Raw genomic sequence first — 26599 nt, 5'->3', positions numbered from 1 at the left:
CGGACGCTACTCCACAGGACGCACCAGATCGTCGTCCACGCCGCCGGCATCACCCGCGCCAGAGACGCCGCCCCAGCAGCAATGCCCCGGCCGCCAGACCGAGCAGCACTGCACCTGCAGCTCAGACCCGCCCCCATCCGATGACAGCACCGATGACTCGTGGGTCGTATGTGTTGGTGCCGGCGTACTGGAATGGGGTGAGGCCTTCCAAGCCGGGCTCGGCACCGTTGAAGGACAGCTCGCCCCACGCCTGTCTGGCGGCCGGATATGGGTCGCTCTCGACGCGCAGGTCAGTGTCCATGATTAAGGTGGACCTGGTGTCCTCGTCGTACTGAGTCCAGGTTGTCTCCGCGGTGGTCGGAGTCTGCCCCTGGGCGAAGGAGACCCACAGATCCTGAACCTGCTCGGAGAGGCGACGGTTGGCGGCATCGTCGGCGACGAACGTCGTGGCGGCGCCGGTGGTGCCGAAGACGAATGGAAGCTCCACCGCGTGCGGGGAGCCCAGAGCGCCGTCCATGTCTATGGTCGGAACGGTCGCGAGGTACATGTGGGTCTCGACGCCGCGGGCTGAGAGCGCATCGGCCATGCGGATCGCCGGCATGCGGAACCCGACGTCGCCGATCATCGCCAGCTGCAGCTCCGAGTCAGTCAGATCCGGGCGTTCGGTCCGATACGCCTCGATGACCTCATCAGCGCGGTCGCTGACCAGGGCCTCCAGCCAGGGACGCGAATAGACCAAGGGGAGTCGTCGGATCACAGGCAGTGGGTAGTACCAGTAGCGGGCCTCGTCGAGTGTGGTCCCGATGATCACCGGTGTGCTCGGGCCATCTGGTGAGGCGATCCGCGCAGACGGCAGTTCGGGGATGAGCCCGCCATCGACCACCGGGTGGAACACAGTGTCGAAGAACTCGGAGGAGTACAGCTTCGATGCGGCCCGGAGCATCTGTTCGGTGCTGAGCTCGAGCACCTCCGCCAGGTTCTTCACCCGAGCCTTCTTGGCGAAGGTCTTCGCCACGCCTGCGGCCCACTTGCGGGAGGCTACAGTGCCGGCGGTGCCGCTTTGCAGAATGGCCCGATCATAGAGTCCATCAGCCTCCGGGGCTCCCATGAGTGCGGAGATGCTGATCGCGCCAGCAGATTCACCTGAGACCGTCACGTTCCGCGGATCCCCGCCGAAGGCAGCGATGTTCTGCCGGACCCACTGCAGTGCGGCCATCTGATCCTTCAGGCCGTTGTTCATGCTCTGTGCGTACTCGGGGCCGAGGTCGCTGAGATCGAGCCAGCCGAACGGGCCAAGACGGTACTGGATCGAGACCACCGTCGCCCCGCGCCGGGCGAGGTCTGCACCGTCATACCAAGGAATGCTGGCCGATCCTGCGACGAAGCCGCCTCCATGGATGAACACGATCACCGGATCATTGCCCTCCAATGAGCGTGACCACACGTTGAGGGTCAAGCAGTCCTCAGAGATGGGCGAGCCTTCCGGAAGCTCCAGGCCTTCCGGAAGCTCCAGCTCGCTGTACTCCTGGGGACAGGCCGGGCCGAACTGCGTCGCCTCTCGCGGCTCAGTCCATGGTTCCGGGGGCTCAGGCGCTTTGAACCGCCGGTCACCTACTGGCGGTGCGGCATAGGGAATGCCGCGGAAAGCCAATATCGAATCCTCGACGGTGCCGCGCACCGGACCATATGCCGTCTCGACCACTGGGGTCTCCTGGCGGATCTTTTCCATCGTTTCCTCTCTCCGTCGCTCACCGCGTACAGGCTGATAGTATATTGTCATAAGAGTAATTGTCAAGACCTGTGGATCGGCGTGTCACGCTACGTGTTGCTGGTTTGCTGATTCCTCGGGTCGTTCGACGAGCTTTCCCTTCTCGAAGGTGGCGCCGGCGCGGACGAGGGCCACGAGGTGGGGTGCGTTGACCGCGCGCCAGCGTCGTTGCGCGGACTCGATGAGCTTGAACGCCATGGCGATGCCCGCGGCGCGCGAGCCCGGTCCCTTGGTGACGCGCTGCCGCAGCCGGACGGTGGCGAACGTGGACTCGATCGGGTTGGTCGTGCGCAGGTGCACCCAGTGCTCGGCCGGGAAGTCGTAGAACGCCAGCAGCACGTCCAGGTCCTCGGTGATCTTCGCGGCCGCCTTGGGCCACTTCGCACCGTAGGCGGCCGCGAACGCCTGCGCCGCGGCCTCGGCGTGCTCGCGGTCCTGCGCGTTGTAGATCTCGGCGAGGGCGGCCTTGGCGTCCTTGTGCACCGACTTGGGCAGCGCGGCGAGCACGTTGCCGATCTTGTGCCACCAGCACCGCTGCTCGGCGGTCTCGGGAAAGACGTCCCGCAGCGCACGCCAGAACCCCAGGGCGCCGTCGCCGACGGCAAGGACGGGGGCGGCCATGCCGCGACGCTTGCACGAGCGCAGCAGGTCTGCCCAGGACTCGGTGGACTCGCGGTGCCCGTCCTCGAGCGCGACGAGCTCCTTGGTGCCGTCGGCGCGGACGCCGACCATGACGAGCAGGCAGACCTTGTCCTGGGTCAGGCGGACCTTGAGGTGGATCCCGTCGACCCACACGTACACGTAGTCGGTCTCGGCCAGCGACCGCTGGTTGAACGCGGCGGCCTCGGCCTGCCACTGCTCGGTCAGCCGGGTGATCGTCTTGGCCGATAGTCCGGAGGCGGTGCCCAGGAACTGCTCCAGCGCCGGAGCGAAGTCCGAGCTCGACAGGCCGTGCAGGTACAGCAGCGGCAGCACCTCGGCCAGCTGCGGGGACTTGCGGGCCCACGCGGGCAGGATCGCCGAGGCGAACCGCTTGCGCTGACCGGTGGCCTCATCCACCCGCCGGTCGTTGACCCGAGGCTGCCGGACCGGGACCGCACCAGCGGCGGTGGTCACCACCCGGGGCGCGTGGTACCCGTTGCGCACCACGAGCCGGTGGCCGTGCTCGTCGACCTCCTCGATGAACCGCTCAATGTAGGCGGCGACCTCGGCCTGCAGCGCGGCCGCGAGCATCTGCCTGGCGCCATCGCGCACGATCTCATCCAGCAGCGACCCACCCCCAACGGTGGTCGCGTCGACGTTGGACTTGGTGCTCTCCTGGACTACCTTGAGCATGGGCGTACCTTCCCGAGCCGGCGCGCCAACGCCGACCCTGATCAGAACTTGTATGGGCTTCAGATCTTGCTCGGGAGGTACGCCACTTTCACGTCACCCCGCCGAGGGCCATCCACAGGTTCTGATCATTGCTCTATTGTCATTAATGACAAACAAAAGGGAGGAGTGGTTGTGGGGCGTCCAAGTCTGGCGGAGGAGCGGATCGCGACGATCCTTGCTGCGACCGGTCGTTCTATCGCCCGCAACGGCGTAAATGGCACCACCCTGGAGAAGGTTGCCGCCGAGAGCGGAATGAGTCGCAGCCATATTCGGCACTATGTCGGCAATCGGGCTGACCTCATCGCGCTGTTCCGGACCCGGATCCTTCAGCGCTACGCGCCGCCGAGTCTTGCTGATGCTGAAGTGACCGGTATCAGTGCCACGGAGTACGCCTTGAACTTCCTGTTCGACCATGAAGTCGATCTGGACGAGTATGCCGGCTATTCACCGTTGAGCGTGGAGTCCCTGTTGGTGGGGGATCCTGCGGCGTCGGCGTGTCTGCCTGACGCTGGTACCCAGAATACGTGATTGGTAGTTCCTCTGGTTGCGGAATCCGCGGCCAGTACGCTTGATCTGTTTGATCCCGGTGTTCGCGGATTCGGTCCTGGCGTTGGTGACCTGGGTGCGGACGAAGACCTTGATCTCGGTCCACCAGTTCGCGACCGTGGCGGCGAGCTTATCGGTCTCGACCATGTCAGCGGCGGTGACCGCCATTTCGAAGTCGATCCGGGCGTTCTGGGCTGCTGGGATGTCCTTGGCGGCCAGCATGGCCCGCAGGCGCTCTTTGACTGCCCAGGCAGCTGCGACCTGCTCGAAGTCGGCGTCGGCGAGGACTTCTTCGAGCCGGTGCAGCCCAGCATCGGTGAGTCGGTCTCCGGCTCTTAGCAACAGCATCCGGTGAGCCCACACGGAGTCTTCTTTGCGGCCTCTGCGGCCCAGGACTTCGCGGGTGACTCGTTGACGGACTTCGGTGAGCATCTGGTTACCGAGGCGGACTACGTGCCAGTGATCAACGCTGATCTCCACCGCCGGCAGCACCTGGCGTACGGCGTTGCGGAACGCGCTGGAGGGATCGATCGCGACCACCTGCAGCTGCTCCAGCCACGCCTGGGAGCGTTGCTTCAGCCAGCGGGTGATGTTCGCGCTGGAGCGGCCGTCGACGACGCCGAGGATGTTGCCGGTGTCGGCGTTGACGAAGGTCGACATCCACGGTTCGACCCGGCACCACTGAGCAGTCTCGGGGTGCTTGAACCACTTCGCTCGAGCGAAGCGGTGCTCATCGATCCCCAGCGCCCGCACCGGCACCAGGTCCGGGTCAGGGATAGTGAGCGTATCGGCTACTACTGCGGCGTTGATCGTTGCCCAGCCCAACCGGTGACGGGCACAAGCCCGCCAGATCGGCATCCCCTCATCCAGCACCGACTCGACAGCGGCGGCCTTCAACCGGGCGGTGCACCGGGCACGGAAGGGCAGCTGGCTGGTGACCTGAGTGAAGGTCCGCCGAGCACAGGCAACCTCGGTGCACAGGAACCGAGGCTTGATGACTATCAGCTCGATGTTCTTGCCGCCGACGCCGAGGTCTTTGACCTTCTGGCGGGTGCGCTGATGCACCCGGGCCGAGATCACCCCACAGTCAGGGCAGGCCGCCTCACTGCTGTTGGCCGCGGCGATGACCCGGCGGCCACCCATCGGCAGATCACACGCTGAGAGCACCTGGTAGCCGTCGAGGTTGAACACCACCGAGGCCGGATCCCGAAAGAGCTCGGCAGTGCTGCTGGCAGTGGGCAGGGACAGGTCAGTGCCCGTAGGCTGGAACATGGCTCGCGTCCTTCGGTAGACGATGTGATTCTTCGCAGAACCCATCATCCAACAAGGGCGCGAGCCCCTTGACTCACGACACCTCCACGCTTAACCGCGAATGGCCAGTAAAACCCCTTATGTGGCCGTCATCACGATGATCGCTTAATACCTGTCGAGCAGACTCCTGCGCAGTATCTCGCAGGAACTCACCTGCCTTTTGAAAGTGACTATTCATCGCACTCCTTCCTCGATTCTGCTAGCCGGGCGAGGCTGGCAGCGTACGTCAACTTGCCTTCGTCGCACCGATGCCGCTGGCGAACGCCGTCGCGGTTCAAAACGGAGTCTCGGCGTTCGTGGACCACGGACTGGTTGGCGTTGGCGGCAACGCACCTTCTGGGAGCGGTAGGTTTGCGACGACGTAGAGGTTCAAGATGTCGTCGCGATCCATGAACATGATCTGGCTGCGCTTGTGGGCGTCGAGTGCGTTGCCGAGCCAGTTGCGCGCCGCCTTGGTGATCTCGCCGCCCGCCACGATGAAGGCATGATCGACCAGGACGCGACGATTGGTCTCGGGGTCAAAGATCTCGTGCGCCAGCATCATGAGCGCCTGGTTGTGGATCTCAGCCATGTTGGCGTTACCCGTCTTGGTTGCCCCCGAAGCGTCGAGCTTGCCCTTCTTCGCCTGGATTCCGAAGTAGAGAATGTGCTGCGTCGGCAAGGTGTATCGCATCCAAATGTCCTTGCCGTACTCCAGAGCCTTATCCTTGTGCCCGGCAGCCGTGATGCGGTGGTAGCCAAGCTGTCTGAACATCGGGAGTAGCACCTCCTCGATGAGGTCATCCTCGCTGCACTCGTTGAGGTACGCCGTCAGGAGTTGCCGCCGTTCCAGCTCAGCCTTGCTGAAGGGTCGGTGGGGGTTGGTGGCAAGGATGGTCACGGTCTGGGTGCCGACATGACGCAGATAGCAGTGGTTGTCTTCGCCATAGAATGCCTCGAAACCTTCGCGGCCAAGGACCTCGTTGAGTTGCGCGAGCGCCCGAGGACGGTCTGACCCTTCGTTGAGACGATCGGCCGGGCTCATCAGCTGATCGATGAGGCGACAGAAGATCTCTGGCGGGCGGTTGGGTCCGTCGTGCGGTTCGGCCAGCATCTGTTCCAGCACATCTGCCACCCAGCGGTGGCGAGTGGAACCGTCATGCTGGTACTCAGTCTCCAGCTCTTGGAAGAACGAGGTGATGTACATGCTGGACCGGTAGGGGAAGTACTTGGCTTCGTCCTCATTTTCCGCGTCGTCACGGCCCGTGTTGCCCACGATGAGGTCAGCAAGAGCTTCGAGGTTGCGGCGCTTAAACTTCACGGTGCCATTATCGCAAGTGAAGCCGACAGGCCTCCGGACTCAGCAACGCTCGTGTGCCGCAGCTCGTGCACGGTCACCTCGGAGTGTGCAGCACAAGGGGACGTCAGAACAAGTCTCTCGTGTGCGTCCAGACGGTCATCCGATGCACGTTGAACCGCTGACAGATCGAGACCACGCTCTCACCGTTCGCGCGGGCTGTTCGGATAGCGTCCACTTGGCTCTCCGTGAGGGGTGTTCTAGCTCGTCTCCTAGGGTTCACGACGACTCCCGGCTCATCGTCAGCTGCGCCGTCCGGCTGGTCGCCGAGCACGAGCTTCGCCTGATTCCACGCGGAACTCAGCCGCTCCAATCGCTGCCAGGTGTTCGGTTTGAGTCCACCCGCGTCCACACCACGCACAAGGCTCGAACCCTTGCCAACTTCAATGTTGGTGGAGGTTCGGGCCTTGTCGGTATCTGCGGCCCAGGTCAGCGCGTTGGCGTTGACCTGCGGGTCGAGCAGCATCTCGAAGGGCCGGTTGTGCTCGACGCGCAGCTCGTTGTCCTCGTCGATGTAGACCTTGGTGAAGAACGCCTGGTTGCAGAGCCGCCGGTTCGTGTCGTCGCAGCGAGCGTAGATGTCGGCGCAGTTCGCGAGCTGAATCGGCCCAGGTTTGATGCCGCTGCTGTTTGAGTCCGAGAGGATGGACAGCATGCCGAAGAAGATCGTTCCCCAGCTGCGCGCGAGGTGCGTGCGGCTCGTCAGGGAGCACCTCCAGGAGTACCCCACCTTGACCGCCGCCGTCACCGCAGTGGCTCGGCAGGAAGGTGTCTCGCGGGAGTCCGTGCGGCGCTGGCTCGCGCAGGCCGAGGTCGACGACGGGACCCGCCCCGGCATCACGACCAAGGAGTCTGCAGAGGTCAAGCGCCTGAAGGCCGAGAACAAGCGGCTGCGGGAGGACAATGAGATCCTGCGCCGCGCCTCGATTTTCTTCGCGGGGGAGCTCGGCCCCCACAACCGCTGATCTGCGCGTTCATCGACGAGATGAGAGCCGAGGGCTATGCAGTCGAGCCGATCCTCCGCGTCCCGCGCCAGCAGGGCCTGAAGATCGCTGCACGCACCTACCGGGCCTGGAAGAAGCCGGCCAGCATCGCGGCCCGCACCGTCACAGACGCCCTGGTCGAGGACAAGATCCGCGACCTCGCCTGGACCATCAACCCCGCCACCGGGCAGGTCCATATGACGCCCGAGGGCCTCTACGGACGTAGGAAGTGGGTCGCGCGGCTCCGCCGCCAGGAAGGCCTGGCCGGCACCTCCCGCGGGGCGGTGGACCGGGCGATGCGGACCCTCGGTCTTGAGGGCATCCGGCGAGTGAAGAAGGTCCGCACCACGATCCCCGGCCCGGACGGGAAACGGGCCGGTGACCTGCTGAATCGCGATTTCACCGCCCCTGCTCCGAACCGGGTCTGGGTCACCGACTTCACCTACGTCCGCACCTGGGCGGGGTTCGTCTACGTCGCGTTCGTCGTCGACGTCTTCGCCCAGCGAATCGTGGGCTGGCACGCCTCGACCTCGAAGCAGGTCGACCTGGTCATGACCCCGCTGCGCATCGCGCTGTGGAACCGCGAGAGGGAAGGAAACCCGGTCTCACCAGGGAACTTGATCCATCACAGCGACGCTGGGACTCAGTACACCGCCATTCGACTGACCGAGCATCTCGCCCTCGAGGGCATCGCCCCGTCGATCGGGACCGTCGGCGACGCCTTGGACAACGCGCTGATGGAGACGATCAACGGGCTCTACAAGACCGAGTGCATCCGCACCACCGTCTTCCACGCCGGCCCCTACCGGACCCTCGCGGACGTCGAGTTCGCGACCGCCGGCTGGGTCGACTGGTACAACAACCGCCGCCTCCACGGCACCCTCGGGATGCTCACCCCGATAGAGTTCGAGACGCTGCACAACGAGGCCCTCACCCGGGAGCCCGAACCCGCAAAGTAGCGGCAGAGAACCTGGGCCGATTCAGATTCAGCGCTCAGCTCGAGGAATGTCTGGCAACTTGATCGTACTAGCCCTGCACCGCCCTCATCTGTCTGGGCATCAGAAGCATCGCTGCCGGCACCAAAATCTGTCAAACCCGCGCCGCGAGCGTCGCGTGACGGTAGAGTCACGTGCATGATACGAAAGTCATCTGCAGCGTACCCGCTTTCGACCAGCGACGTTTTTAACCCCGGCCAATATCCAAGGTACACCTATCGGCCACGGACGAAAGAAGAGTCCGCCGTTCAGAAGTGGTGGATGGACCGCGGTAAAATTCTAATTGTGAACGGGCCCTCCAAGACCGGCAAGACAGTTCTCGTGCAAAACCTTCTGAGCCAATACGATCCGATCTGGATTGATGGGCATGGATTGACTTCCGTTGACGTTCTTTGGGCGCGTATCGGCGATCGGCTCAACCTTTATACCAACATCAAGCGCGACAACAGCAACTCCGATGAACTTAGCGTTAATATCAACGTCCAGGCGGGTATACCGGGTACGCATATTGCGACAAATCCGACCTATAAAGACTCAACTAGCAATGGATACAGCGTGGCGGTCGATCGACCGATCGAGCTTGTCGCAAGGGAGGCGCTTCTCGCTACTGAGCGACCGCTTGTGATCGACGATATCCATTTTGTACCTCGCGGCGCGCAGGAGGACATAATTAAAGCGCTCAAGCCGCTCGTGTTTGGCTCAAAGGATGCGCCCGGGCGTCGAGTGGTCTTTATCTCCATTGGGAATCGCGTAATTAATGTGCTGACGAGTCTTAATGACATGCGGGACAGGATGCTACCCCTGCCTGTCGAATACTGGGAAACGCCGGACCTTATTACTATTGCAAAGGATGGATTTGCCAAACTCAATCTAGATGACATAGACGGTGAACTAGCAGGCAAGCTCGCAGAGCAGAGCTTTGGTAGCCCCCAACTTATGCAGCAACTCTGCCGCGAACTGTGCGTCGGCGAACCGAACGGCATCCTTGGAGCGCAGCCTAGGAAAGTAACGCTATCAAGGCCGAATGATTGGGAGGCGTTCTTCAAGGCGCAGCTTCTCGATGACATTAAGGCATGGGTAATAAAACTTGCCAAGGGTCCGGAGACTCGAGGTAGCGACCGGAAGTTAATACCGATCAAGTCCGGCGGGGAAGTTGATGCGTATCAAATGGTGCTGCTTGCAGTCGCAAGTACTGGGCCCAAGCTCGATCTTACAAAAGACGAGCTGAGAATCGCAATCGGGAACGTTGTCGATCAAGTTCCACCACCAAAGACCGTGCCGACCGCCATAATTAAGAATATGTCCCTTATTGCCGCCACTAAACTTCTCGAAAAGCTGCCTTCACTCAAGGCTCTGCAGGACGCAGTGGAGGCGGGGATGGATCCATATGCGCAAGCTGACCTGCAGCCGGTATTGGAGTATCGAGACGCAGGCGCAACATCAACATTCACCATCACTGATCCCTTCTTCGCCTTCTACCTAGCGTGGGGTTTGGAGGATCTACTTGACGAAGTAAATGCCCCTGCACTTGCGGCTGCTGAGGAATCGGCAGCGCAAGATAGGGAGGCCGAAGCGGAAGAGTGGGGAGAACTGGTGTAGGTACTGTCCCCACGCTTCCCATCGGGCTGCGTTCTGCCTGGCTGGTTACCAGATTTCGTCAGCGCTCCCATCGAAAATTATACGGCAATTCCTAGGTGTTGAATAAGGCCGGCCAAGGTTGCCGCGAAGAATGTAGAGACCACTCGGCAAATTGGTAACTTGGGGGCGCGCACGGCGCGAACCTCGGGCCTGCTACTAGGTGCCGCTCAGTGCGGCTCGTAAAGGCCCCGTCTGACCCGAACCGCCGACAACGGGATCGCGCCGCCTTAGCTTGCGCGGGCGACAATCGATCGGCTTCTCGCGGGCGACGGCCAGGCCGGGGATCGAGTCCGGACAGCCGTCCCGCACCTCGGCGCGGATCCGGACGGGCGGCTCCCGGCGCGGGTTGTCGTCGGCGAGGACGACGAGCTCCGCGAGCTCGGCCGCGATCTCGCCCATCGGGGTGCGCTTGGCCCGGTCGCGCTCCCCGCCGACGCCGACCACCAGGAGCACCCTGCCCTCGGTCCGCGCCCGCACTGCGGTGAGCGCCGTGCGCAGCGCCGCGGGGTTGTGCGCGGTGTCGACCATCGCGGTGACGCCGCCGCGGCGCCCGATCACCTCGAGCCGGCCCGGGGAGGAGTCACCCCGGCCAGCGCCTCGGCCACCGTCCCGGGCCCCGCACCGAGGGCGATCACCGCGCTCGCCGCCAGCAGCAGGTTCGTCACCGCCACCGCGTGCACCGTCGGCAGCACGACCGGGAGACGCTGCGAGCCCACGCGCAGCACCCCCTCTAGCCGCACCGTCCCGTCGGCCACGGCGACCTCCTCGGCCTCCTCGAGCGCCACGTCCCCGCCGGGGCCGACCGTCGCCAGGCGCGCCCCGCGCCGCGCCACGGCGTCCCGCACCAGATCCCCCTGCACGCAGTCCGTGGCCAGCACGGCCACCCCGCCGGGCCGCAGGTGCTCCTCGAACAGCCGCAGCTTCGCGCCCCAGTACGCCTCGAGGCTGCCGTGCACGTCGAGATGGTCGCGCTCGAGCCCGGTGCACACCGCCACGTCGACCTCGACGTGCTCGAGCAGCCCGTCCTTGAGGATCCCCACGAAGGCCTCGAGCGAGATCGCCTCCGCACCGAGCGCGACCTGCTCGGCGATGAGGTCCGGCAGGAACTGCGCAGAGCGCCGGAACTGCGCGGGCCTCACCGCACCGTGCACGTCGTCGATCCCGGTCGAGTCGCAGCCGGCCGCGCGCAGCCCCGCCGCGCGCAGCAGCTGCAGGGTCGCGGTCGCGACGGTGGTCTTGCCGTTGGTGCCGGTGACTGCGCTGACGAGCGGGCGGCCGACGGGTGCGGTGACGGGCTGGATCATCGTTCTCCCCCTGGGACGACGGCAGCACGCGCGGACGGCGCACCGCTCTCATCCCACCACACGACCAGGGTCCGTCCCAGGCCCGGCACTCGTCATCAGGCCCCGGAGCGTGAGGGCGGGATCGGACGGAACCGTCCGCCCGCACCGCGGCTCAGCACCACGGCGCTCGCCGGAGCGACCTCGCACACCGTCTCCTCGAGATGCCGGGCCACCGCCGCGAGGGCCCGCCGTGCCGACTCGTCCTCCTCCGCCCGGGAGCTCGGATCCACGCCGAAGCGCAGCACCAACCGGCCGATGCGCCGGCCCGCGACGAGCGGCGCCTCGACGTCCTTCCGCTCCACGGCGTGGAGGGAGCCGAGCGCGAGCGCGGCCTGCTCGAGCACGTCGGCGGGGGAGGAGCCGGGGCGGAGCGCACCGATCGGCAGATGGAGGCGGTAGCTCGGCATCGCTCCAGAGTAGTCAGCAGCCGACGGGGTCGCTGTGCGAGGTCACCTTGTCGATGAGCAGCTCCTGCGTGTCTCCGTCCCGGACGAGATCGTAGGTGAGGTCCCAGTCGCTGCAGGACTGGCCGTCCGGGCCGTCCTCCGGCGCCTGCTCGGTGCGGAGCGCCACCCGTAGCGAGACACCGCCCTGCGTGACCGTGCTGTCGGTCAGCGTGAGCTCGGTCCAGTACGAACTGTGCAACCCGCTCGACCAGGCCTCGACGCCGCCCATGGCCTCCTGCATCCGGGGTGTGAAGATCGCGAACGCGCTGTCGTAGCTGCCTTGGTTGATGGCGTCGCCGTGCACGAGAAGGGTGAGCAAAGCGAAGGCGACCTCGGGGTCGGAGACATCGCCGTCGACGGCCACCTCGGACGGATCCGTCTCGGTAACGCACTCCGGCGTGGCCGGTCGGCCGGGGGACTGGGCCCACTCGTCGACCAGCGGACGCGCAGTGGCATGGGAGAGGGCGTAGCTCATGGCATTGGCCGGGCGTCCGTCGATCTCGTGGTAGCCGTGGCTGACGATGCCGACGACGTCCCCCGAGCGAGTGATGACCGGCCCTCCGCTGTTTCCCAGATTCACGTCCGCGCTGATCCGTACCCACTCCAGGCCCTCGCGTTGCTCGATGCTGCTGAGAGTCCCGCTGTTGATCGACAGGTCGCCGCCGTAGGGGAACCCGAGCGCCGCGATGTCCGTTCCGATGCCGACCTCGTCCTCCGGCCAGGAGAAGACGTGCGCCCCGTCCAAGGGCCTGTCCAGTAGCAGTAGGGCGACGTCGGCGTCGTCGTCGATGCCGAGCGTCATGGCGTCCCGGACCTCTCCGTCGACGGCGACGGTGGTCGTGATCGCCTCGTCGACCACGTGCGCCGCCGTGACCATGAGATCCGGGGCGACGAGGAATCCGCTTCCGGAGCCGTACACCGACGGATCACAGCCGACCACGGTGAGGCGGGCGATTCCCGAGCTCGTCTCCTTCGTGACGGTCTCCCAGCTGGAGGAGGCGTCGGCGTCAGCGTCCTCGTCGGGGTCCTGCTCCGGTGTCGATCCGGCATCGCCCGGGTCGGCGGAGACCGGACCAGCGTCTTCCTCAGGGCCCTTCTCCGGCTCCTGCTCGTCCGAGAGCTCGCCCTCCTGACCGGCGTCCTCGGCGACGACCTCGGGCTCGTCCGGAGGGGGCTGGTCAGCGGTCGGGACATTGATGGAGACGCAGCCCGAGAGGGCCAGGGCGGCACACCACACGAGAGCGGGACGAAGACGGTCGAACACACTGGTCAGCATGGTGGGCTCCTTCGCCTGGAAAGGGGCGTCCTCGCCCCGTATCGGGAGAATAGGGCTTACCGGGAGGAAACGGAATCGCCCTCCGACGTGCGCCGGCGCAGCGGCGGCGAAGGGGCGCGACGGAGGGCTGTCCGTCCCGGCGAGATCCTTTCGGGGAGTCGTCCGCGGGCTGCGATGCAGCCGTGGGTAGCAGGCTCCCGGTACTCTCCCTTGGGGGAGCTGAACGCCACAGGAGAGGACGCCGTGACTCGGAGCATCGTGCTGATCCACGCCGTGCGCTCCTCGCGCACCATGTGGAAGGGCCAGGTGCGCCGTCTGAGCGACCGCGGCTACGAGGTGATCGCCCCGGACCTGCCCGGCCACGGCGCCCGCCGCGGCGAGCCCTTCACCCTCGAGTCCGCGCTCGCCACGATCGACGAGGCCGTCTCCCGCTGCCAGCAGCCGCCGCTGCTCGTCGGCCTCTCGCTCGGCGGCTATCTCACCCTCCACTTCGCCGGCACGAACCCCGGCCGGCTCGCGGGCGTGGTCGCCGCGGACTGCACGATCGTGCCCGGACCCGCGATGGCGCGGATGTACGGGCTGTGGATGACGATGAAGGACTGGCTGCCCGGCGACTCCGACGCCCGCGTCGCCCGCTCCTTCGCCCGGCGCCACACCCGCAAGGCCGCGAAGCGCTACTACGGAGGCGGCCGCGCCCACGGCGTGATCCGCACCGTGGTGCGCACGATCGGCGCCCTCGACCTGCTCGCCGACGTCGCCGCGATCGACGTGCCGATCACCTTCGTCAACGGCGAGCACGACCCCTTCCGCCGCCACGAGGCGCTCTTCGTCGAAGCCGCCCGCGACGGCGAGCTCGTGATCCTCCAGGATGCCGGGCACATCGCGAACCTCTCCCGCCCCAAGCGCTTCGCGAAGGTGCTGCACCGCTGCGCGGCGGCGACGGTGCCGGCGTGAGCGACCCCGCCGCGACCCGCCCCGCCGGGCCCGCACGTCCCTGGCCCGTCGTGCTCGTGCACGGCACCCGCACCTCCCACAGCCAGTGGGACCCGCAGGTGCCCGCGCTCCGCGCCGCCGGCCACCACGTCCTCGCCCCGGACCTGCCCGGGCACGGCGCACGCCGCGGCGAGAACTTCACCCTCGAGGCCGCGCAGTCCGTCATCGAGGGCGCGGCGCGCACCGCGCACGAGGCGACCGCTCTGCCCGTCCACCTCGTCGGCAGCTCGCTCGGCGGGATGCTCGCGATCCGCTCCGCGGCGCGGCTCGGCGCGGCGGACCGGGCCGACGCCGGCACCGACTGGGCCGGTGCATCCCCCGTCCTCGGCTCCCTCGTCGCCTGCGGCGCCGCGGTGCAGCCCACCCCGCTCACCGCCCGGCTCTACGCCCGCCTGATCACCGCCACCGACCTGCTGCCCGCGATGCGCAGCGGCTCCGAGGCCTTCCCCTTCACCTGGCTGCTGGGCCGGGACGGGGCCCGCGCCTACCTGCGCGGCGGTCGGGCCGACATCGACGTGGTCGCCCCCGCCTTCGCCGCCGTCGCCTCCCTGGACCTGCGCGGCGAGCTGTCCCGCATCCCGGTGCCGGTGACCTTCCTCCACGGCCGCTTCGAGCAGCTGCGACTGCACGAGCGCTCGTTCGCCGCCGCCGCCCCGCAGGGCCGGCTCGAGCTGCTGCCCTACGGCAACCACATGCTGAACCTCGTCCGCGCCGAGCGCTTCACCCCGGACCTGCTGCGCGTCCTCGCCCGCGCCGAACGATTGACGAGCCCCGGGACGACCCAGGACCGTCTCGGGCCCTAGTCTGGTCCCATGCACCACACCACCCTGCGCGTCGGCTTCGTGCCCGGCGTCGAGCCCGACCGCTTCCTGCGCCGCTGGAAGTCCGGCCGCCGCGATGCCTGGCTCGAGCTCGTCCCCGTGCCGCTGTCCCGCCAGACGGAGGCGCTGATCGGCGGCGAGGTCGACATGTGCTTCGTGCGCCTCCCGCTGCCGGAGCAGTCGGGCGAGCAGCTGCACCGGGTGGCGCTGTGGGAGGAGCGGGCCTGCGTGGTCGTCGGCGACGAGGACGTGCTGAGCCTGCACGACGACATCGTCGAGGCCGACCTCGAGGGGCAGACCGAGATCCGGCAGGAGCACCTCGACGATGCCGCCTCGCGGATCGCCGTGGCCGCGAGCGGAGTCGGCTTCACGCGGGTCCCGCTCTCCCTCGCCCGCCTCCACCGTCGCAAGGACGCCGTCGCCCTCCCGCTGCGGGACGGCGAACCGACCCGCATCGCGCTCGCCTGGCCGCGCGCGTCCGACGACGAGATCCGTCAGGAGTTCGTCGGCGTGGTCCGCGGCCGCACCTCCCGCTCGAGCCGCTGACCGCGCCCGAGCCGCGCAGAGCCCCCGCGTCGCGCCTCCGCACCCGCCGACTGCGCGGACCTCGCATCCGCCGCATCGGCCCCTGACCCCTCCGCCCACCCCCGACCAGAGGAGAACCATGACCGATCAGCCCCGTATGAACGTCGAGAGCTTCAACCTCGACCACCGCACCGTCGCCGCGCCCTACCTGCGCATCGCCGACCGCAAGGAGCTGCCCGGCGGCGACGTGCTCACCAAGTTCGACGTCCGCTTCACCCAGCCGAACCTCGCCCATCTCGAGTCCGAGACGGTCCACTCCCTCGAGCACATGATGGCCGAGCACATGCGCAACCACTCCGGGGACGTCCTGGACGTCTCCCCGATGGGCTGCCGCACCGGGTTCTACGTGCTGCTGGTGGGGGACCACGACGCAGACGGCTTCGCCCCGATCCTCGAGGCGACCCTGCGCGACCTGCTCGCGGCCGACGAGGTCCCCGCCGCGAACGAGGTCCAGTGCGGCTGGGGCGCCCACCACAGCCTCGAGGGCGCCCAGGCCGCGGCCCGCGCCTTCCTCGAGGCGCGCGAGGAGTGGGGCACCGTCACCGCCTCCTGAGCCTGCCCCGCCGACGACGCAGCCCCGCCTCCCACGATCACGGGAGGCGGGGCTGCGTCGTCGAGCGTCCCGGCGGTCGGGGGACAGCGGGCTCAGCGCCCGCCGATCCCCTCCCGCACCGCGGCGAGCAGCCGTGCGGTGCGGGGATCGGTCGCGATCTCGTCGAGGCCGACGGGCCGGCCGGCCGGGTCCGCGAGCGGGATCCGCCAGTTGGGGTACTCCTCGTCGGTGCCCGGCTGGTTCTGGATCCGCCGCTCGCCCACGCAGTCCACGAGCGAGACCCCGAGCAGCATCGACGGGGTGCGGGCCAGGTGCCGGTGCAGTGCGATCACCGTCTCCTCGACGTCGCCTGCCGGACCCGGGGCCAGCAGCCCCTCGGCACGCAGCACGTCCAGCACCTCCTCGCGCCCGGCGGCGTCGGCCGCGAGCTCCTCGTCCAGCGGCCGCTCCAGCAGCCCGAGCTCGTGGCGGAGGGTGACGTGGTCGCCGGCGAGATAGCCGGCCGTCGGCGGCAGGTCATGGGTGTTCACAGAGGCCATGCACAGGGTGCGGTAGTCCTCGGCGCGCAGCGGCTTCCCCTCGCCGTCGTACTCGAACCACAGGATCGAGGTGCCCATGATCCCGCGGTCCACCAGGTAGTCGCGCACCCACGGCTCGAAGGTGCCCAGGTCCTCGCCGACGACGAGGGTGCCCGAGCGCTGCGCCTCCAGCGCGAGGATTCCGATCATCGCCTCGTGGTCGTAGGAGACGTAGGCGCCGTCGGCCGCCTCGTGCCCCTCGGGGATCCACCACAGCCGGAACAGGCCCAGCACGTGGTCGATGCGCAGCGCACCGGCATGCCGCATGAGTGTGCGCAGCATGTCCCGCCACGGCCGGTAGGACGCCTCGCGCAGACGCTCCGGGTGCCAGGGCGGCTGGGACCAGTTCTGGCCCTGCTGGTTGTACTGGTCGGCGGGGGCGCCGACGGTCGCGCCGCGCGCGAGCACGTCCTGCAGCGCCCAGGAGTCCGCGCCGACCTGCTCCACGCCGACGGCGAGGTCGTGCATGATCCCGATCCGCATCCCGGCCTCGCGCGAGGCGGCCTGGGCGGCGGCCATCTGCTCGTCCAGCCACCACTGCACGCGGACGTGGAACTCGATCCGGTCGGCGAGCTCGGTCCGGGCCCGCTCGAGTGTCGCCTCGTCGAGGTGCTGCAGCAGTTCCTCGTCGGCCGTGCCGCGCACCGACTCCGCGATCGCGGACCACAGGGCGAAGTCCTCGAGCCCCTGCCCCTCCCGCGCCCGGTAGGCGTCCAGCAGCGCGGCCCGGCCCGCCGTCAGCGGCACCGCGAACAGCTCCTCGAGCGCCTCGAGCTTCGCCTCCAGCACGGCGTCGCGCTCGAGCCGGTCCCCGCGCGTGTTGCGGTCCTCGACCGTGCCGCGCAGCAGCTCGACCTTCTGACGGGCGACCTCGGTGAGGGAGCGGTGCTCGGGCACGTCCTCGATCCGCAGGTACAGCGGGGCAGTGAAGCGCCGGGTGACCGGGAGATGGGGGAGGGCTCCACGGGCGGGGTCGGGTAGGAGGCGTGCAGCGGGTTCACCAGCAGGAAGTCCGCGCCGTGGCGGGCTCCGGTGATCGCGGCGAGGTCGCGCATGTCGGCGAGGTCGCCGATGCCCCAGGAGCGTTCCGAGCGGACCGAGTACAGCTGCGCCTGGACGCCGAAGGCGCGCCGGGCCGCGTACTGCTCGTGGACGGTGAGCCGTGCCGGGGTGACCACGAGGTCCGCCTCGGCGGGACCGGCGGCGGTCTCGGCGACCAGCCGGTGCCAGCCCAGCGGCAGCCCCTCCGGCAGCAGGAAGCGGGCGCGGCCGCGCAGCGTGCCGTCCAGGTCGTGGGCGGGGGTGTGGTCCTCGCCCTGGACGAGGTCGACCCGGCCGCCCTCCTCGAGCAGGACGTGCACAGTGACGGGGGTGCCGTGTTCGACGTGCACGGGGACGCTCGAGGAACGGTTCTCGCGCATCACCGTCACGGGCGGGAGGGTGCGCTCCCACGGGGCGCGCTCGCGGCGGGCGCGGACGGCGGCGATGTCCCCGTCGGAGGCGACCGGAGAGCCGAGCGCGGCGAGGATCGCGTGCAGGGTGGAGTCCGCGACATCCTTCTCTGTGCCGTCCCACCCCCAGTACCGGGTGCTGACACCGAGGTCGTGGGCGAGAGCTCGCAGCGCTGAAGAGTCCGAGGCCATGGCGTCATCGTAGCGGCGGTCAGGGGCCGTGATGCACCGGACTGCGGGGTTGCCGCACGGGACGCCGGCGCGCCCGCGGTCCGTCAGGTCCAGGACGGCAGCCACATCCGGTACTGCCACTGCTCCACGTCCAGCACCTGCCCGGTCCACACCGGCCAGAAGAACGCCGAGACCATCACGATGAGCACCAGCAGCGAGCCGACGAACAGCCCGCCCGCCAGGCGCCGCTCCCGCTCCGCGCCGGGCGGACCGATCACGAGGCTGAGCATGTAGGTCAGGCACAGGATCAGCCACGGCTCGAAGGCGATCGCGTAGAAGGTGAAGATGGTGCGGTCGGTGTACAGCAGCCACGGCAGGTAGCCGGCGACGATCCCCGACAGCGACGCCCACGCCCGCCCGTCGCGATGCACGATCCCGAGCACCACGGCGACGAGGATCGCCAGCGCTCCCAGCCACCAGATCAGCGGATTGCCGACGTCGAGGATGTGCGCGCCGCACTTGGCGACCTCGCAGCCGTTCTCCCCGTAGTCGTAGGAGCGGTAGTAGAAGTTCGTCGGTCGCAGCTGCAGCAGCCAGCCCGCCGGGTGCGCCTGATAGGGGTGCTCGGAGTCGAGGCCGACGTGGAAGTCGTAGGCCTGGCGGTGGTACAGCCACAGCGAGATCAGCGCATCGAGCGGACCGAACCCGGTGGCGACGCCCTCGTCGACCGCGAGATGGCGGTTGTACCCGACCGAGGAGGCGAACCAGCCGGCCCAGGAGACGAGGTAGGTCAGCAGCGCCGTGCCGACCACCGCGAAGAACGCGGGGATCGCGTCCTTCACCAGCCCGACGAGGAACCAGCGGGGCTGGGCGATCCTGCGGCGCGCCCACCAGTCCCACAGCACGGTCATGATCCCGAAGACCGCCACGAAGTACAGCCCCGACCACTTCACCGCGCAGGCCGCGCCGAGCAGCGCCCCGGCCAGGATCCGCCAGGGCCGCAGCCCGCCCGAGGCCCCGAGCGGCGGCGGCGCCTCGGAGGCCAGCTGCATCCGGGCGGCGGTCAGCGCGAGATGCTCCCGGAACCGGTCGCGGTCGATGAGCAGCGCACCGAAGGCGGCGAGCACGAACACCATCAAGAAGGGGTCCAGCAGGCTCGTGCGCGCATGGACCAGCGCCATCCCGTCCACGGCGAACAGGAGCCCCGCGATGAGGCCCGCGGTGGTGGAGCGGAACAGCCGCCGCGCGATGAAGGTCAGCATCAGCACCGCGAGGGAGCCGAGCACGGCGGAGGAGATCCGCCAGCCCCAGGGGCTGTCCGCCCCCAGCAGCGTCATGCCCGCGCCGATCAGCCACTTCCCGAGCGGCGGATGGACCACGTACGAGCCGGTCTCCTCATAGGAGTCGACATCCCCGGCCTCGAAGGCCGCGTCGGGCTCCTCGGGCCAGTCCATCTCCACGCCGGTCTGCGTGAGCGCGTAGCCGTCCTTGACGTAGTAGGTCTCGTCGAAGATCAGCTCCCCGATGGAGCCCAGCCCCCACAGCCGCAGCACGAGCGCGAGGCCGAACACTGCCATCGCCCCGGCCCAGGCCATCCGCGAGACCGGCAGGTCGACGGCGCGCAGACGCCGACGGTAGGAGGCCAGCAGCGCGCCCGGCTCGTCCTCGACGGCCGCACGACGACGGGCCCCCGCCGCGGACTCCTCCTCGGACAGCTCGGTGCGCACCCGGTCATGCTAGGTGATCGGCAGGCCGCGCCACGGACAGCACGCGGAGCCCTACGGCGTCGTGGGGACCGGCACCGACGGCACTAGCATGGCGGGATGCTCGAGCCCGGAGTCCTCACCCTCGCCGCCACCCCGATCGGGAACCCCCTGGACGCCTCGGTGCGCCTGCTGCGGGCGCTCGGCTCCGCGGACCTCATCGCCGCCGAGGACACCCGGCGCCTGCACCGGCTGATGACCGACCTCGAGGTCTCCACGGGCGCGAGGATCCTCTCCTACCACGAGCACAACGAGGCCGAGCGGACCGCGACGCTGCTCGAGGCGGTCCGCGCCGGGCAGCGGGTCCTCGTGGTCACCGATGCCGGGATGCCGGTGGTCTCCGATCCCGGCTTCGAGGCCGTGCGCGCCGCCGCGGAGGAGGGGCTGCCCGTCACGGTGATCCCCGGCCCGTCGGCCGTGCTCACCGCGCTCGCCGCCTCGGGGATCGCCCCGGACCGCTTCACCTTCGAGGGCTTCCCGCCCCGGCGCGGGGGCCGGCGCGCGAGCGCCCTCGAGCCGCTCGCGGGCGAACGCCGCACCATGGTCTTCTTCGAATCGCCGCGGCGCACCGCCGCGACCCTCGCCGCGATGGCGGAGGCCTTCGGCGAGGGCCGACGCGCGGCCGTGGCCCGCGAGCTGACCAAGACGCACGAGGAGATCCTGCGCGGCACCCTCGCCGAGCTGGTCCGTTGGGCGGAGGGCACCGAGGTCCTCGGCGAGATCGTGATCGTCATCGCCGGGGCCGAGCCGGTCCTCGCCTCCGCCGAGGACCTCGTCGACGAGGTGCTCGAGCGGGCGGCGGCGGGGGAGCGGCTCAAGGACGCGGCGAAGGAGATCGCCCGGGCCCACGAGGGCGTCGGCGCGAGCGAGCTGTACGACCTCGCGCTCGCCGCCCGTCGGCGGTGAGGACGCCGGCGATGGGGCGCCGGGGGTGTGAGCGCCCCGTGGCGTGCGGGCCCCGCATGCGAGAACGCCCCCGGCGCCAGGTGCCGGGGGCGTTCTCGAAGGTCCTGCGTGCGGGCCGTGCCCGCGCGAGATCAGTCCTCGATCTGGAGGAGGCCGCGCTGGTAGGCCTTCGCGAGGCGGCGCGGGACGTTGGCGGTGCGGCCGCGGACCGTCACCTGCACGAGGTCGGCGTTGTTCGCCTTCCACTGCGAGCGGCGGGAGTGCGTGCGCGCACGGGACATCTTGAACTTGGGCACTGCCATGGGACGCTCCTTGGACGGTCCGGAGGATGAACGGCGTTGGCGTCCGTCCCGAGCAGCGACCCGAACCCGCTGCAGTGTCCGGGGACACGACGATCGGGGCGCTCGGGTGCACGAAAGGGCGCGCAACGACGACCCATCCTGCCACATCCGCATCGATTCCGCGCCCTCGCGCTCCGTGAGGTAGCACACCGGCGGTGCAGGACACGGCCAGTCGGGCGCCTCTGCGGCACTGCGCGGCAGAGCGATGGCCGTCGGCCACTCAGGCCGCGGGGGCGCTCCCGAGGACACGGTGCGGAGCAGTGCGGCGACCCTCCTACGATGGTCGCATGCCGTCACCGCACGAGAACACCCCCGCCTCCGCGCTCCCGCCGGTGCGCGACCGCGAGGACATCGATCCGCGCGGGAAGAAGCGCGACCGCTCCTGGCCGCCCGCGCCCGAGCCGCTGCCGTCCCCGGTGATCGACAACCACTGCCACCTCGACTTCGCCGACGGCGACACGCAGCTCAGCGTCCAGGACCACGTGGACCGCGCCGCCGCCGCCGGCATCGACGCGCAGATCACGATCGGCTCCGACATCGAGGCGGTGCGCTGGACCGCGGCGCTGCTGGCCGCCCCGGACTGCCCGCCGACCCTGCGCGGCGGCGTCGCCGTGCACCCCAACGAGGCGGCGCTGCACGCCCGCGGCCACGACCACGAAGGGCGCGGGATCGTCGGCCTCGACGCCGCGATCGCCGAGGTCTCGGAGCTGCTGCGCGGGCCCGGAATGGTCGTGGTCGGGGAGACGGGCCTGGACTGGTTCCGCACCTCCCGCAAGGACGAGCAGGCCCGCGAGGCGCAGATCTCCTCCTTCCGCGCCCACATCGCGCTCGCCAAGGAGCTCGACCTCCCGCTCCAGATCCACGACCGCGACGCGCACCGCGACGTGCTCGAGATCCTCGAGGCCGACGGCGCCCCCGAGCGGACCGTCTTCCACTGCTTCTCCGGCGACGCGGAGTTCGCGCGCGAGTGCGCGGACCGCGGCTGGTACCTCTCCTTCGCGGGCACCGTCACCTTCAAGAACGCGACCGACCTCCGCGCCGCGCTCGCCGAGGTGGGCCTCGGACAGGTCATGGTCGAGACCGACGCGCCCTTCCTCACCCCCGTGCCCTATCGCGGCCGGCCGAACTCCTCGTACCTGATCCCGCTGACCATGGCGACGATCGCGGAGACCACCGGTGCCTCCCTCGAGGAGGCCTGCCGCGCGGTGCGGGTCACCACCCAGGACGTGTACGGCTGGCCCGAGACGGCCGCGGCATGAGCACGGGGGAGCAGGGGCGCGGGGGCGAGCAGGACGGCGCCGGCCTGCTGCTGACCCACCGCGACATCCGCGAGCTCGCCGAGGCCGCAGGGATCCGCCCCTCGAAGCAGCGCGGCCAGAACTTCGTGATGGACCTCAACACGGTGCGCACCATCGTCGGACGCGCCGGCGTCGAGCCCGGCCAGGCCGTGCTCGAGGTCGGGCCGGGTCTGGGGTCCCTCACGCTCGGCCTGCTCGAGGCGCAGGCGGACGTCGTCGCCGTCGAGCTCGACCGCGGGCTCGCCGAGCTGCTCCCTCTCACCCTGCGCGCCCGCGGCGTCGAGGAGGAGCGCTTCCGCCTCGTCCACGCCGACGCTCTCCAGGTCACCGAGCTGCCCGCACTGCCCCGCGCGGGGGAGCCGACGATGCTGGTCGCGAACCTGCCCTACAACGTCGCCACCCCCATCCTGCTGACCATGCTGGAGCGCTTCGACTCGCTCCGCTCGGCGCTGGTCATGGTCCAGTCCGAGGTCGTCGACCGTCTCACCGCCGGACCCGGCTCCCGCACCTACGGCGGTCCGAGCGTGAAGGCCGCCTGGTACGGCCGCGCCGTCCAGGCCGGACGGATCTCACGCCAGATCTTCTGGCCCGTCCCCAACGTCGACTCCGCCCTGGTGCAGCTGGTCCGCCACGAGGAGCCGCTCGGCACCGCGGCGGAGCGGGAGCAGGTCTTCGCCGTGATCGATGCGGCCTTCGCCCAGCGCCGCAAGACCCTGCGCGCCGCGCTCGCCGGCTGGGCGGGCGCCGCGGCACGCGCCGAGGAGATCCTCCGCGCCGCCGGGATCGACCCGTCGGCTCGAGGAGAGACCCTCGAGATCGAGCAGTTCCGCGCCATCGCGCACGCCGCTGCCGAGCAGGCCGAGGGCGACGCCGAGGCGGGCGAGGGGACGGGGCGCTCCGCGCCCGAGGACGACGCGACGGGAGCCGAGGGGTGAGCGGCGCCCTCGAACGGGTGGTCGTGCGCGCCCCCGGCAAGATCAACCTGTCCCTGCACGTCGGCGGCGTGGACGGCCGCGGCTACCACGCGCTCGCGACGGTGTTCCAGGCGGTCGACCTCTACGAGACCGTCACGGCGACCCGCGCCGACGAGATGAGCCTCGAGATCACCTCCGAGGTGCCCGGGGAGGTGCCGCTGGACGGCACCAACCTCGCCCTGCGCGCCGCCGAGCTGCTGCGCACCGAGTGCGGCGTGCGGGACGCGGCGGCGCTCCACGTCCGCAAGCAGGTCCCCGTCGCCGGCGGCATGGCGGGCGGCTCGGCCGATGCGGCGGCGGTGCTCGTGGCGCTGGACCGGCTGTGGGGGCTGGGTCTCGGCGCCGAGGCGCTGCGCACGCTCGGGGCACGGCTCGGCGCCGACGTGCCTTTCTCGATGCTCGGCCACACCGCGCTCGGGCGCGGCAACGGTGCGGACCTCACCACGGTGCTCACCCACGGCGAATGGACCTGGCTGCTCGCCGTCCCCGGCGGGCACCTCTCCACCCCGGAGGTCTTCCGGCGCTTCGACGAGCTCGTGCTCGCGGGCGGGCGAGTGCCGCCGGAGCGACCCGAGATCGACGAGCGACAGCTCCAGGCGCTCAGCGGCGGCAACCTCGAGCTGCTCGCCGACACCCTCCACAACGACCTCCAGGCCGCGGCGTTCGCCCTGCATCCCCGGCTCGAGGAGGTCGTCGAGGCCGCCGAGCGGCTCGGCGCGATCGGCGCGATCGTCAGCGGCTCCGGACCGACGGTCGCCGCGCTGGTCGAGGACGAGGCCGCCGCGCGCACCATCGCGGCAGGCCTGACGGAGGGCAAGCTGGTGGAGTCCTGCCTGATCGCGCGGGGCTCGGCGCCCGGCGCGAGCGTGCTCGAGGAGTGCTGAGCCGGGCTGCGGCCCGCCCCTCCGGGCGCGGCCCCGTCCCGGTGCGGCATGGACGGTTCCTCCACGAACCGGAGTCATCCACCGTGTCGTGTCGAGGGTTCCTCCCCACATATTGGTTTTCCACAGTGCGCTGTCCACAATTCGGCGCGTCCGATCGTGGACGGCATGCGAGCTATCCACAGGAATCGACCCTGCTTGACATTCCGCCGTGGATTCGAACGCGCAGTTGAGGCCCGGGATGGATGCGGGCCTGCAGGTCGGCGGACGGGTGCTGGTGCGGCTCCTTGCCGCAAACGCCGACCTCTCCTCCCCGCGACCTATTTATCCACACTATGAAGTTCCTGACCGGTAGCTGCAATGTGGGTCTTCTCGTTCTCGAATGGCTGTGCGAAAATAGAGGCATGTCGAAGGAATCCTCGAACGAGCGCGATGTACCCGAAGGTGCCGCCGGCGCCTCCGGTCATCACGGCCCCCCGTCCGGGGAGCACTTCCGCCCGTCCGGAGATCCGGCCGGCGAACTCCCTCCTCGTGCGGACCGCCCGATCCAGGTCGACGCCGAGCAGCTGACCATCGGCGAGCTCGACCTCCTCGCCACCCGCGAGATCCTCGCCGAGCTCGGTTCGCGGGGCTCCGCGCCCCTGGACTCGCTGGACATCGACGGGACGATGACGCTCCTCGAGACCATCGTCGGCCTGGAAGGAGCGCTCGAGGCGCTGCGCGCGCGGACAGTGGTGCACCTCGAGGACGCGGTGAAGGCGGACTGCGTCCGGCGGGAGGAGAGCCCCAGGCAGGCCGCGCTGGTGGCCCGTGCCGAAGCGTCGCGGGCGCTGAAGTCCTCCCGCGCGGTCGCAGGGCGCACACTCGCGACCTCCCGCCGGCTCGTCGGCAGCATGCCCGGGATGATCTCGGCGCTGTCCTCCGCGCGCATGCTCCCGCAGTCCGCCCACAAGGTCGGCTCGGTCCTCGGCCCGGCGACCCCGGAGCAGCGTCGACAGGTCGATATGATCCTCACCTCCCGGCTCGCCGAGCTCGAAGGGTGCGGGCCTCAGCAGTGGGGCGACGAGGCGGCGAGGATCCTCCACGCCCTCGACCCTGCCGGTGCCGCCGCGCGCCACCAGGCCGCGAAGCGGGAGCGGCACGTGACGGTGCGGCGCACCGACCACGGGATGGCGCGGATCACCGCCCTCGTCCCCGGCATCGACGGCGCTCGGATCCGCAAGGGACTCGACGTCGCGGCCGAGAACGCCCGCGCCCAGGGCGACCGGCGCGGCCACCAGCAGATCATGGCCGACCTCTTCGCCGATGCGCTGATCGGCCGCGGCGACGGCATCGACCCCACGACGCTCGACATCGGGATCGTCATCACCGACCGCTCCCTCCTCGCCCCCGCGCACGCCGATGCCGCCCTGGTCGAAGGATTCGGGACCGTCCCCTACGACCACGTGCGCGAGGAGATGCTCCGCGCGGCCCAGGCCGAGGAGGACACCGACCTCGCCCTCACGATCCGTCAGCTCTACGCCGACCTCGACCACGGCGACCTGGTCGCGGTGGAATCACGGTCGCGGGCGTTCCCCGCAGCGCTGACCAGGTTCCTCACCCTCGCCCACCAGACCTGCCGCGGCCCCCACTGTGACGCTCCGATACGGCAGATCGACCACATCACGCCCTGGTCGCAGGGCGGGGCGACGTCCCTCGACAACGGGAACGGGCTCTGCGCCGCATGCAACCAGAAGGAGCTCGCCGGGGAGACGGCACGCGTGGTCCGCGACGAGGACGGCGAACGCCGCACCGTACGCTGGACCACCCGCCACGGCCGCAGCGCGACCCGCGGGGCGATCAACCTCGATCCGCTCGGCACCTACCGACGACGATGCGCATCCGCGAGCCGCGCATCCGACACCGATGTTCCGAGAAGCCCCGCGACGGCAGAGCATGCGGCGAGGGAACGGATGGCGGAGCACCGCACGACCGGCGAGCGCGCGGACCGCCGATGCGACGCGATCACCCCTGGGAGCAGTGGGCGCGAGAGACTGCCGCTGGGGCACGACGAGCCCGGCGAGCTGATGACCCTGCAGCGCGCGCTCACGGATCTGCGCCTGCGGCTCACGGACATCCCGGATCCGCACCGGATCCACCGTCTCCCGGGCTACCCGGGTGACTGGATCGTGCGACGCGGCAGTCGGGGGAGATAGTCGGGAGGCGATGAGCAGATCCGGGAATCGAGGATCCCGAGTGCCGTGCGCCGGCCGACCTCAGCCGGGCGTC

At 69.3% G+C, this 26599-nt stretch carries 23 protein-coding genes and 1 pseudogene; 12 read left to right on the top strand and 12 right to left on the bottom strand.

Annotated elements, in window-relative coordinates:
• Positions 1-121: 121 nt before the first annotated feature.
• Together RBL05_RS03860 and RBL05_RS03855 are read right to left on the bottom strand one after the other, a co-directional pair.
• Positions 122-1729 (bottom strand): carboxylesterase/lipase family protein, encoded by a 1608-nt coding sequence (locus tag RBL05_RS03860; RefSeq protein WP_164509703.1) that lies wholly within the window; start codon positions 1727-1729, stop codon positions 122-124.
• An 84-nt stretch (positions 1730-1813) separates the two neighbouring features.
• Positions 1814-3103, bottom strand: a complete 1290-nt coding sequence (locus RBL05_RS03855) for an IS256 family transposase (RefSeq protein WP_125106307.1) — start codon at positions 3101-3103, stop codon at positions 1814-1816.
• A gap of 171 nt (positions 3104-3274) precedes the next feature.
• Here RBL05_RS03855 and RBL05_RS03850 point away from each other — a divergent pair, with 171 nt between their 5' ends.
• On the top strand, positions 3275-3670 hold the full coding sequence (locus RBL05_RS03850; RefSeq protein WP_164509702.1) for a TetR/AcrR family transcriptional regulator: 396 nt from the start codon (positions 3275-3277) through the stop codon (positions 3668-3670).
• Here the strand turns inward: RBL05_RS03850 and RBL05_RS03845 are convergent.
• The 3 genes from RBL05_RS03845 to RBL05_RS03835 form a co-directional block, all read right to left on the bottom strand.
• Positions 3587-4960 carry an ISL3 family transposase gene (locus tag RBL05_RS03845; RefSeq protein WP_318604081.1) on the bottom strand — a complete coding sequence of 458 codons (1374 nt, stop codon included), beginning with the start codon at positions 4958-4960 and terminating at the stop codon, positions 3587-3589. The two genes, RBL05_RS03850 and RBL05_RS03845, sit on opposite strands and share 84 nt — an antisense overlap.
• Before the next feature lie 313 nt (positions 4961-5273).
• A complete protein-coding gene (locus RBL05_RS03840) occupies positions 5274-6299 on the bottom strand; it encodes a hypothetical protein (RefSeq protein WP_036340952.1) in 1026 nt (341 codons plus the stop codon).
• A gap of 103 nt (positions 6300-6402) precedes the next feature.
• A complete protein-coding gene (locus RBL05_RS03835; protein WP_308740572.1) occupies positions 6403-6990 on the bottom strand; it encodes a helix-turn-helix domain-containing protein in 588 nt (195 codons plus the stop codon).
• Here RBL05_RS03835 and RBL05_RS03830 point away from each other — a divergent pair.
• Positions 6989-8277 (top strand): IS3 family transposase gene (locus RBL05_RS03830; protein WP_308740573.1). Its coding sequence is split into 2 segments (ribosomal slippage): positions 6989-7262 and positions 7262-8277, totalling 1290 coding nucleotides; the frame shifts between segments, so codons are not numbered across the junction. The two genes, RBL05_RS03835 and RBL05_RS03830, sit on opposite strands and share 2 nt — an antisense overlap.
• A gap of 321 nt (positions 8278-8598) precedes the next feature.
• Entirely contained in the window at positions 8599-9912 is a 1314-nt protein-coding gene (locus RBL05_RS03825) for a hypothetical protein (protein WP_308740574.1), read from the top strand.
• Between the two features lie 195 nt (positions 9913-10107).
• On the opposite strand, the gene RBL05_RS03820 is transcribed toward RBL05_RS03825, so the two are convergent.
• The 4 genes from RBL05_RS03820 to RBL05_RS03805 all read right to left on the bottom strand — a co-directional run bounded on the left by RBL05_RS03820 (position 10108) and on the right by RBL05_RS03805 (position 13286).
• Entirely contained in the window at positions 10108-10509 is a 402-nt protein-coding gene (locus RBL05_RS03820) for a glutamate ligase domain-containing protein (RefSeq protein ID WP_318604080.1), read from the bottom strand.
• On the bottom strand, positions 10506-11255 hold the full coding sequence (locus tag RBL05_RS03815; RefSeq protein WP_318604079.1) for a Mur ligase family protein: 750 nt from the start codon (positions 11253-11255) through the stop codon (positions 10506-10508). Before RBL05_RS03815 ends, RBL05_RS03820 begins: the two co-directional genes overlap by 4 nt.
• Before the next feature lie 95 nt (positions 11256-11350).
• Complete coding sequence (locus RBL05_RS03810) at positions 11351-11701, bottom strand: hypothetical protein (protein WP_308740576.1); 351 nt, start codon at positions 11699-11701, stop codon at positions 11351-11353.
• Positions 11702-11714: 13 nt separating this feature from the next.
• Complete coding sequence (locus RBL05_RS03805; protein ID WP_308740577.1) at positions 11715-13286, bottom strand: S1 family peptidase; 1572 nt, start codon at positions 13284-13286, stop codon at positions 11715-11717.
• Here RBL05_RS03805 and RBL05_RS03800 point away from each other — a divergent pair.
• The 4 genes from RBL05_RS03800 (at position 13260) to RBL05_RS03785 (ending at position 15968) form a co-directional block, all read left to right on the top strand.
• Complete coding sequence (locus RBL05_RS03800) at positions 13260-13970, top strand: alpha/beta fold hydrolase (RefSeq protein WP_308740578.1); 711 nt, start codon at positions 13260-13262, stop codon at positions 13968-13970. The genes RBL05_RS03805 and RBL05_RS03800 overlap by 27 nt on opposite strands.
• A complete protein-coding gene (locus tag RBL05_RS03795; RefSeq protein WP_308740579.1) occupies positions 13967-14812 on the top strand; it encodes an alpha/beta fold hydrolase in 846 nt (281 codons plus the stop codon). The genes RBL05_RS03800 and RBL05_RS03795 overlap by 4 nt, the downstream gene beginning before the upstream one ends.
• A 9-nt stretch (positions 14813-14821) precedes the next feature.
• The gene (locus RBL05_RS03790) at positions 14822-15376 is read left to right on the top strand and encodes a LysR substrate-binding domain-containing protein (RefSeq protein ID WP_308740580.1); all 555 of its coding nucleotides are present in this window, start codon (positions 14822-14824) and stop codon (positions 15374-15376) included.
• A 118-nt stretch (positions 15377-15494) separates the two neighbouring features.
• Positions 15495-15968 carry an S-ribosylhomocysteine lyase gene (locus RBL05_RS03785; protein WP_308740581.1) on the top strand — a complete coding sequence of 158 codons (474 nt, stop codon included), beginning with the start codon at positions 15495-15497 and terminating at the stop codon, positions 15966-15968.
• 92 nt (positions 15969-16060) lie between these two features.
• Here RBL05_RS03785 and malQ read toward each other — a convergent pair.
• Positions 16061-18189 (bottom strand): annotated as a pseudogene (malQ, locus tag RBL05_RS03780) (4-alpha-glucanotransferase).
• Positions 18190-18272: 83 nt separating this feature from the next.
• Positions 18273-19895, bottom strand: coding sequence for a dolichyl-phosphate-mannose--protein mannosyltransferase (locus RBL05_RS03775; protein ID WP_308740583.1), 1623 nt, complete (start codon positions 19893-19895; stop codon positions 18273-18275).
• Between the two features lie 96 nt (positions 19896-19991).
• Here RBL05_RS03775 and rsmI point away from each other — a divergent pair, with 96 nt between their 5' ends.
• Positions 19992-20837 carry a 16S rRNA (cytidine(1402)-2'-O)-methyltransferase gene (gene rsmI, locus RBL05_RS03770; RefSeq protein ID WP_308740584.1) on the top strand — a complete coding sequence of 282 codons (846 nt, stop codon included), beginning with the start codon at positions 19992-19994 and terminating at the stop codon, positions 20835-20837.
• 131 nt (positions 20838-20968) lie between these two features.
• Here rsmI and rpmF read toward each other — a convergent pair whose 3' ends face one another.
• The gene (gene rpmF / locus RBL05_RS03765; RefSeq protein WP_010551080.1) at positions 20969-21139 is read right to left on the bottom strand and encodes a 50S ribosomal protein L32; all 171 of its coding nucleotides are present in this window, start codon (positions 21137-21139) and stop codon (positions 20969-20971) included.
• A gap of 326 nt (positions 21140-21465) precedes the next feature.
• On the opposite strand from rpmF, the gene RBL05_RS03760 reads away from it, so the two are divergent.
• From RBL05_RS03760 to RBL05_RS03745, 4 genes are all read left to right on the top strand, one after another.
• The gene (locus RBL05_RS03760; protein ID WP_308740585.1) at positions 21466-22437 is read left to right on the top strand and encodes a TatD family hydrolase; all 972 of its coding nucleotides are present in this window, start codon (positions 21466-21468) and stop codon (positions 22435-22437) included.
• Positions 22434-23411, top strand: coding sequence for a 16S rRNA (adenine(1518)-N(6)/adenine(1519)-N(6))-dimethyltransferase RsmA (gene rsmA, locus RBL05_RS03755; protein ID WP_308740586.1), 978 nt, complete (start codon positions 22434-22436; stop codon positions 23409-23411). The genes RBL05_RS03760 and rsmA overlap by 4 nt, the downstream gene beginning before the upstream one ends.
• Positions 23408-24334 (top strand): 4-(cytidine 5'-diphospho)-2-C-methyl-D-erythritol kinase, encoded by a 927-nt coding sequence (locus RBL05_RS03750; protein WP_308740587.1) that lies wholly within the window; start codon positions 23408-23410, stop codon positions 24332-24334. The genes rsmA and RBL05_RS03750 overlap by 4 nt, the downstream gene beginning before the upstream one ends.
• Positions 24335-24735: 401 nt before the next feature.
• Positions 24736-26526, top strand: a complete 1791-nt coding sequence (locus RBL05_RS03745) for an HNH endonuclease signature motif containing protein (protein WP_308740588.1) — start codon at positions 24736-24738, stop codon at positions 26524-26526.
• Positions 26527-26599 lie beyond the last annotated feature (73 nt).

It is taken from the genome of Brachybacterium sp. GU-2, from assembly GCF_030866705.2.
Lineage (GTDB): Bacteria > Actinomycetota > Actinomycetes > Actinomycetales > Dermabacteraceae > Brachybacterium > Brachybacterium conglomeratum.
This window is presented reverse-complemented; position numbering and strand designations above follow the sequence as displayed.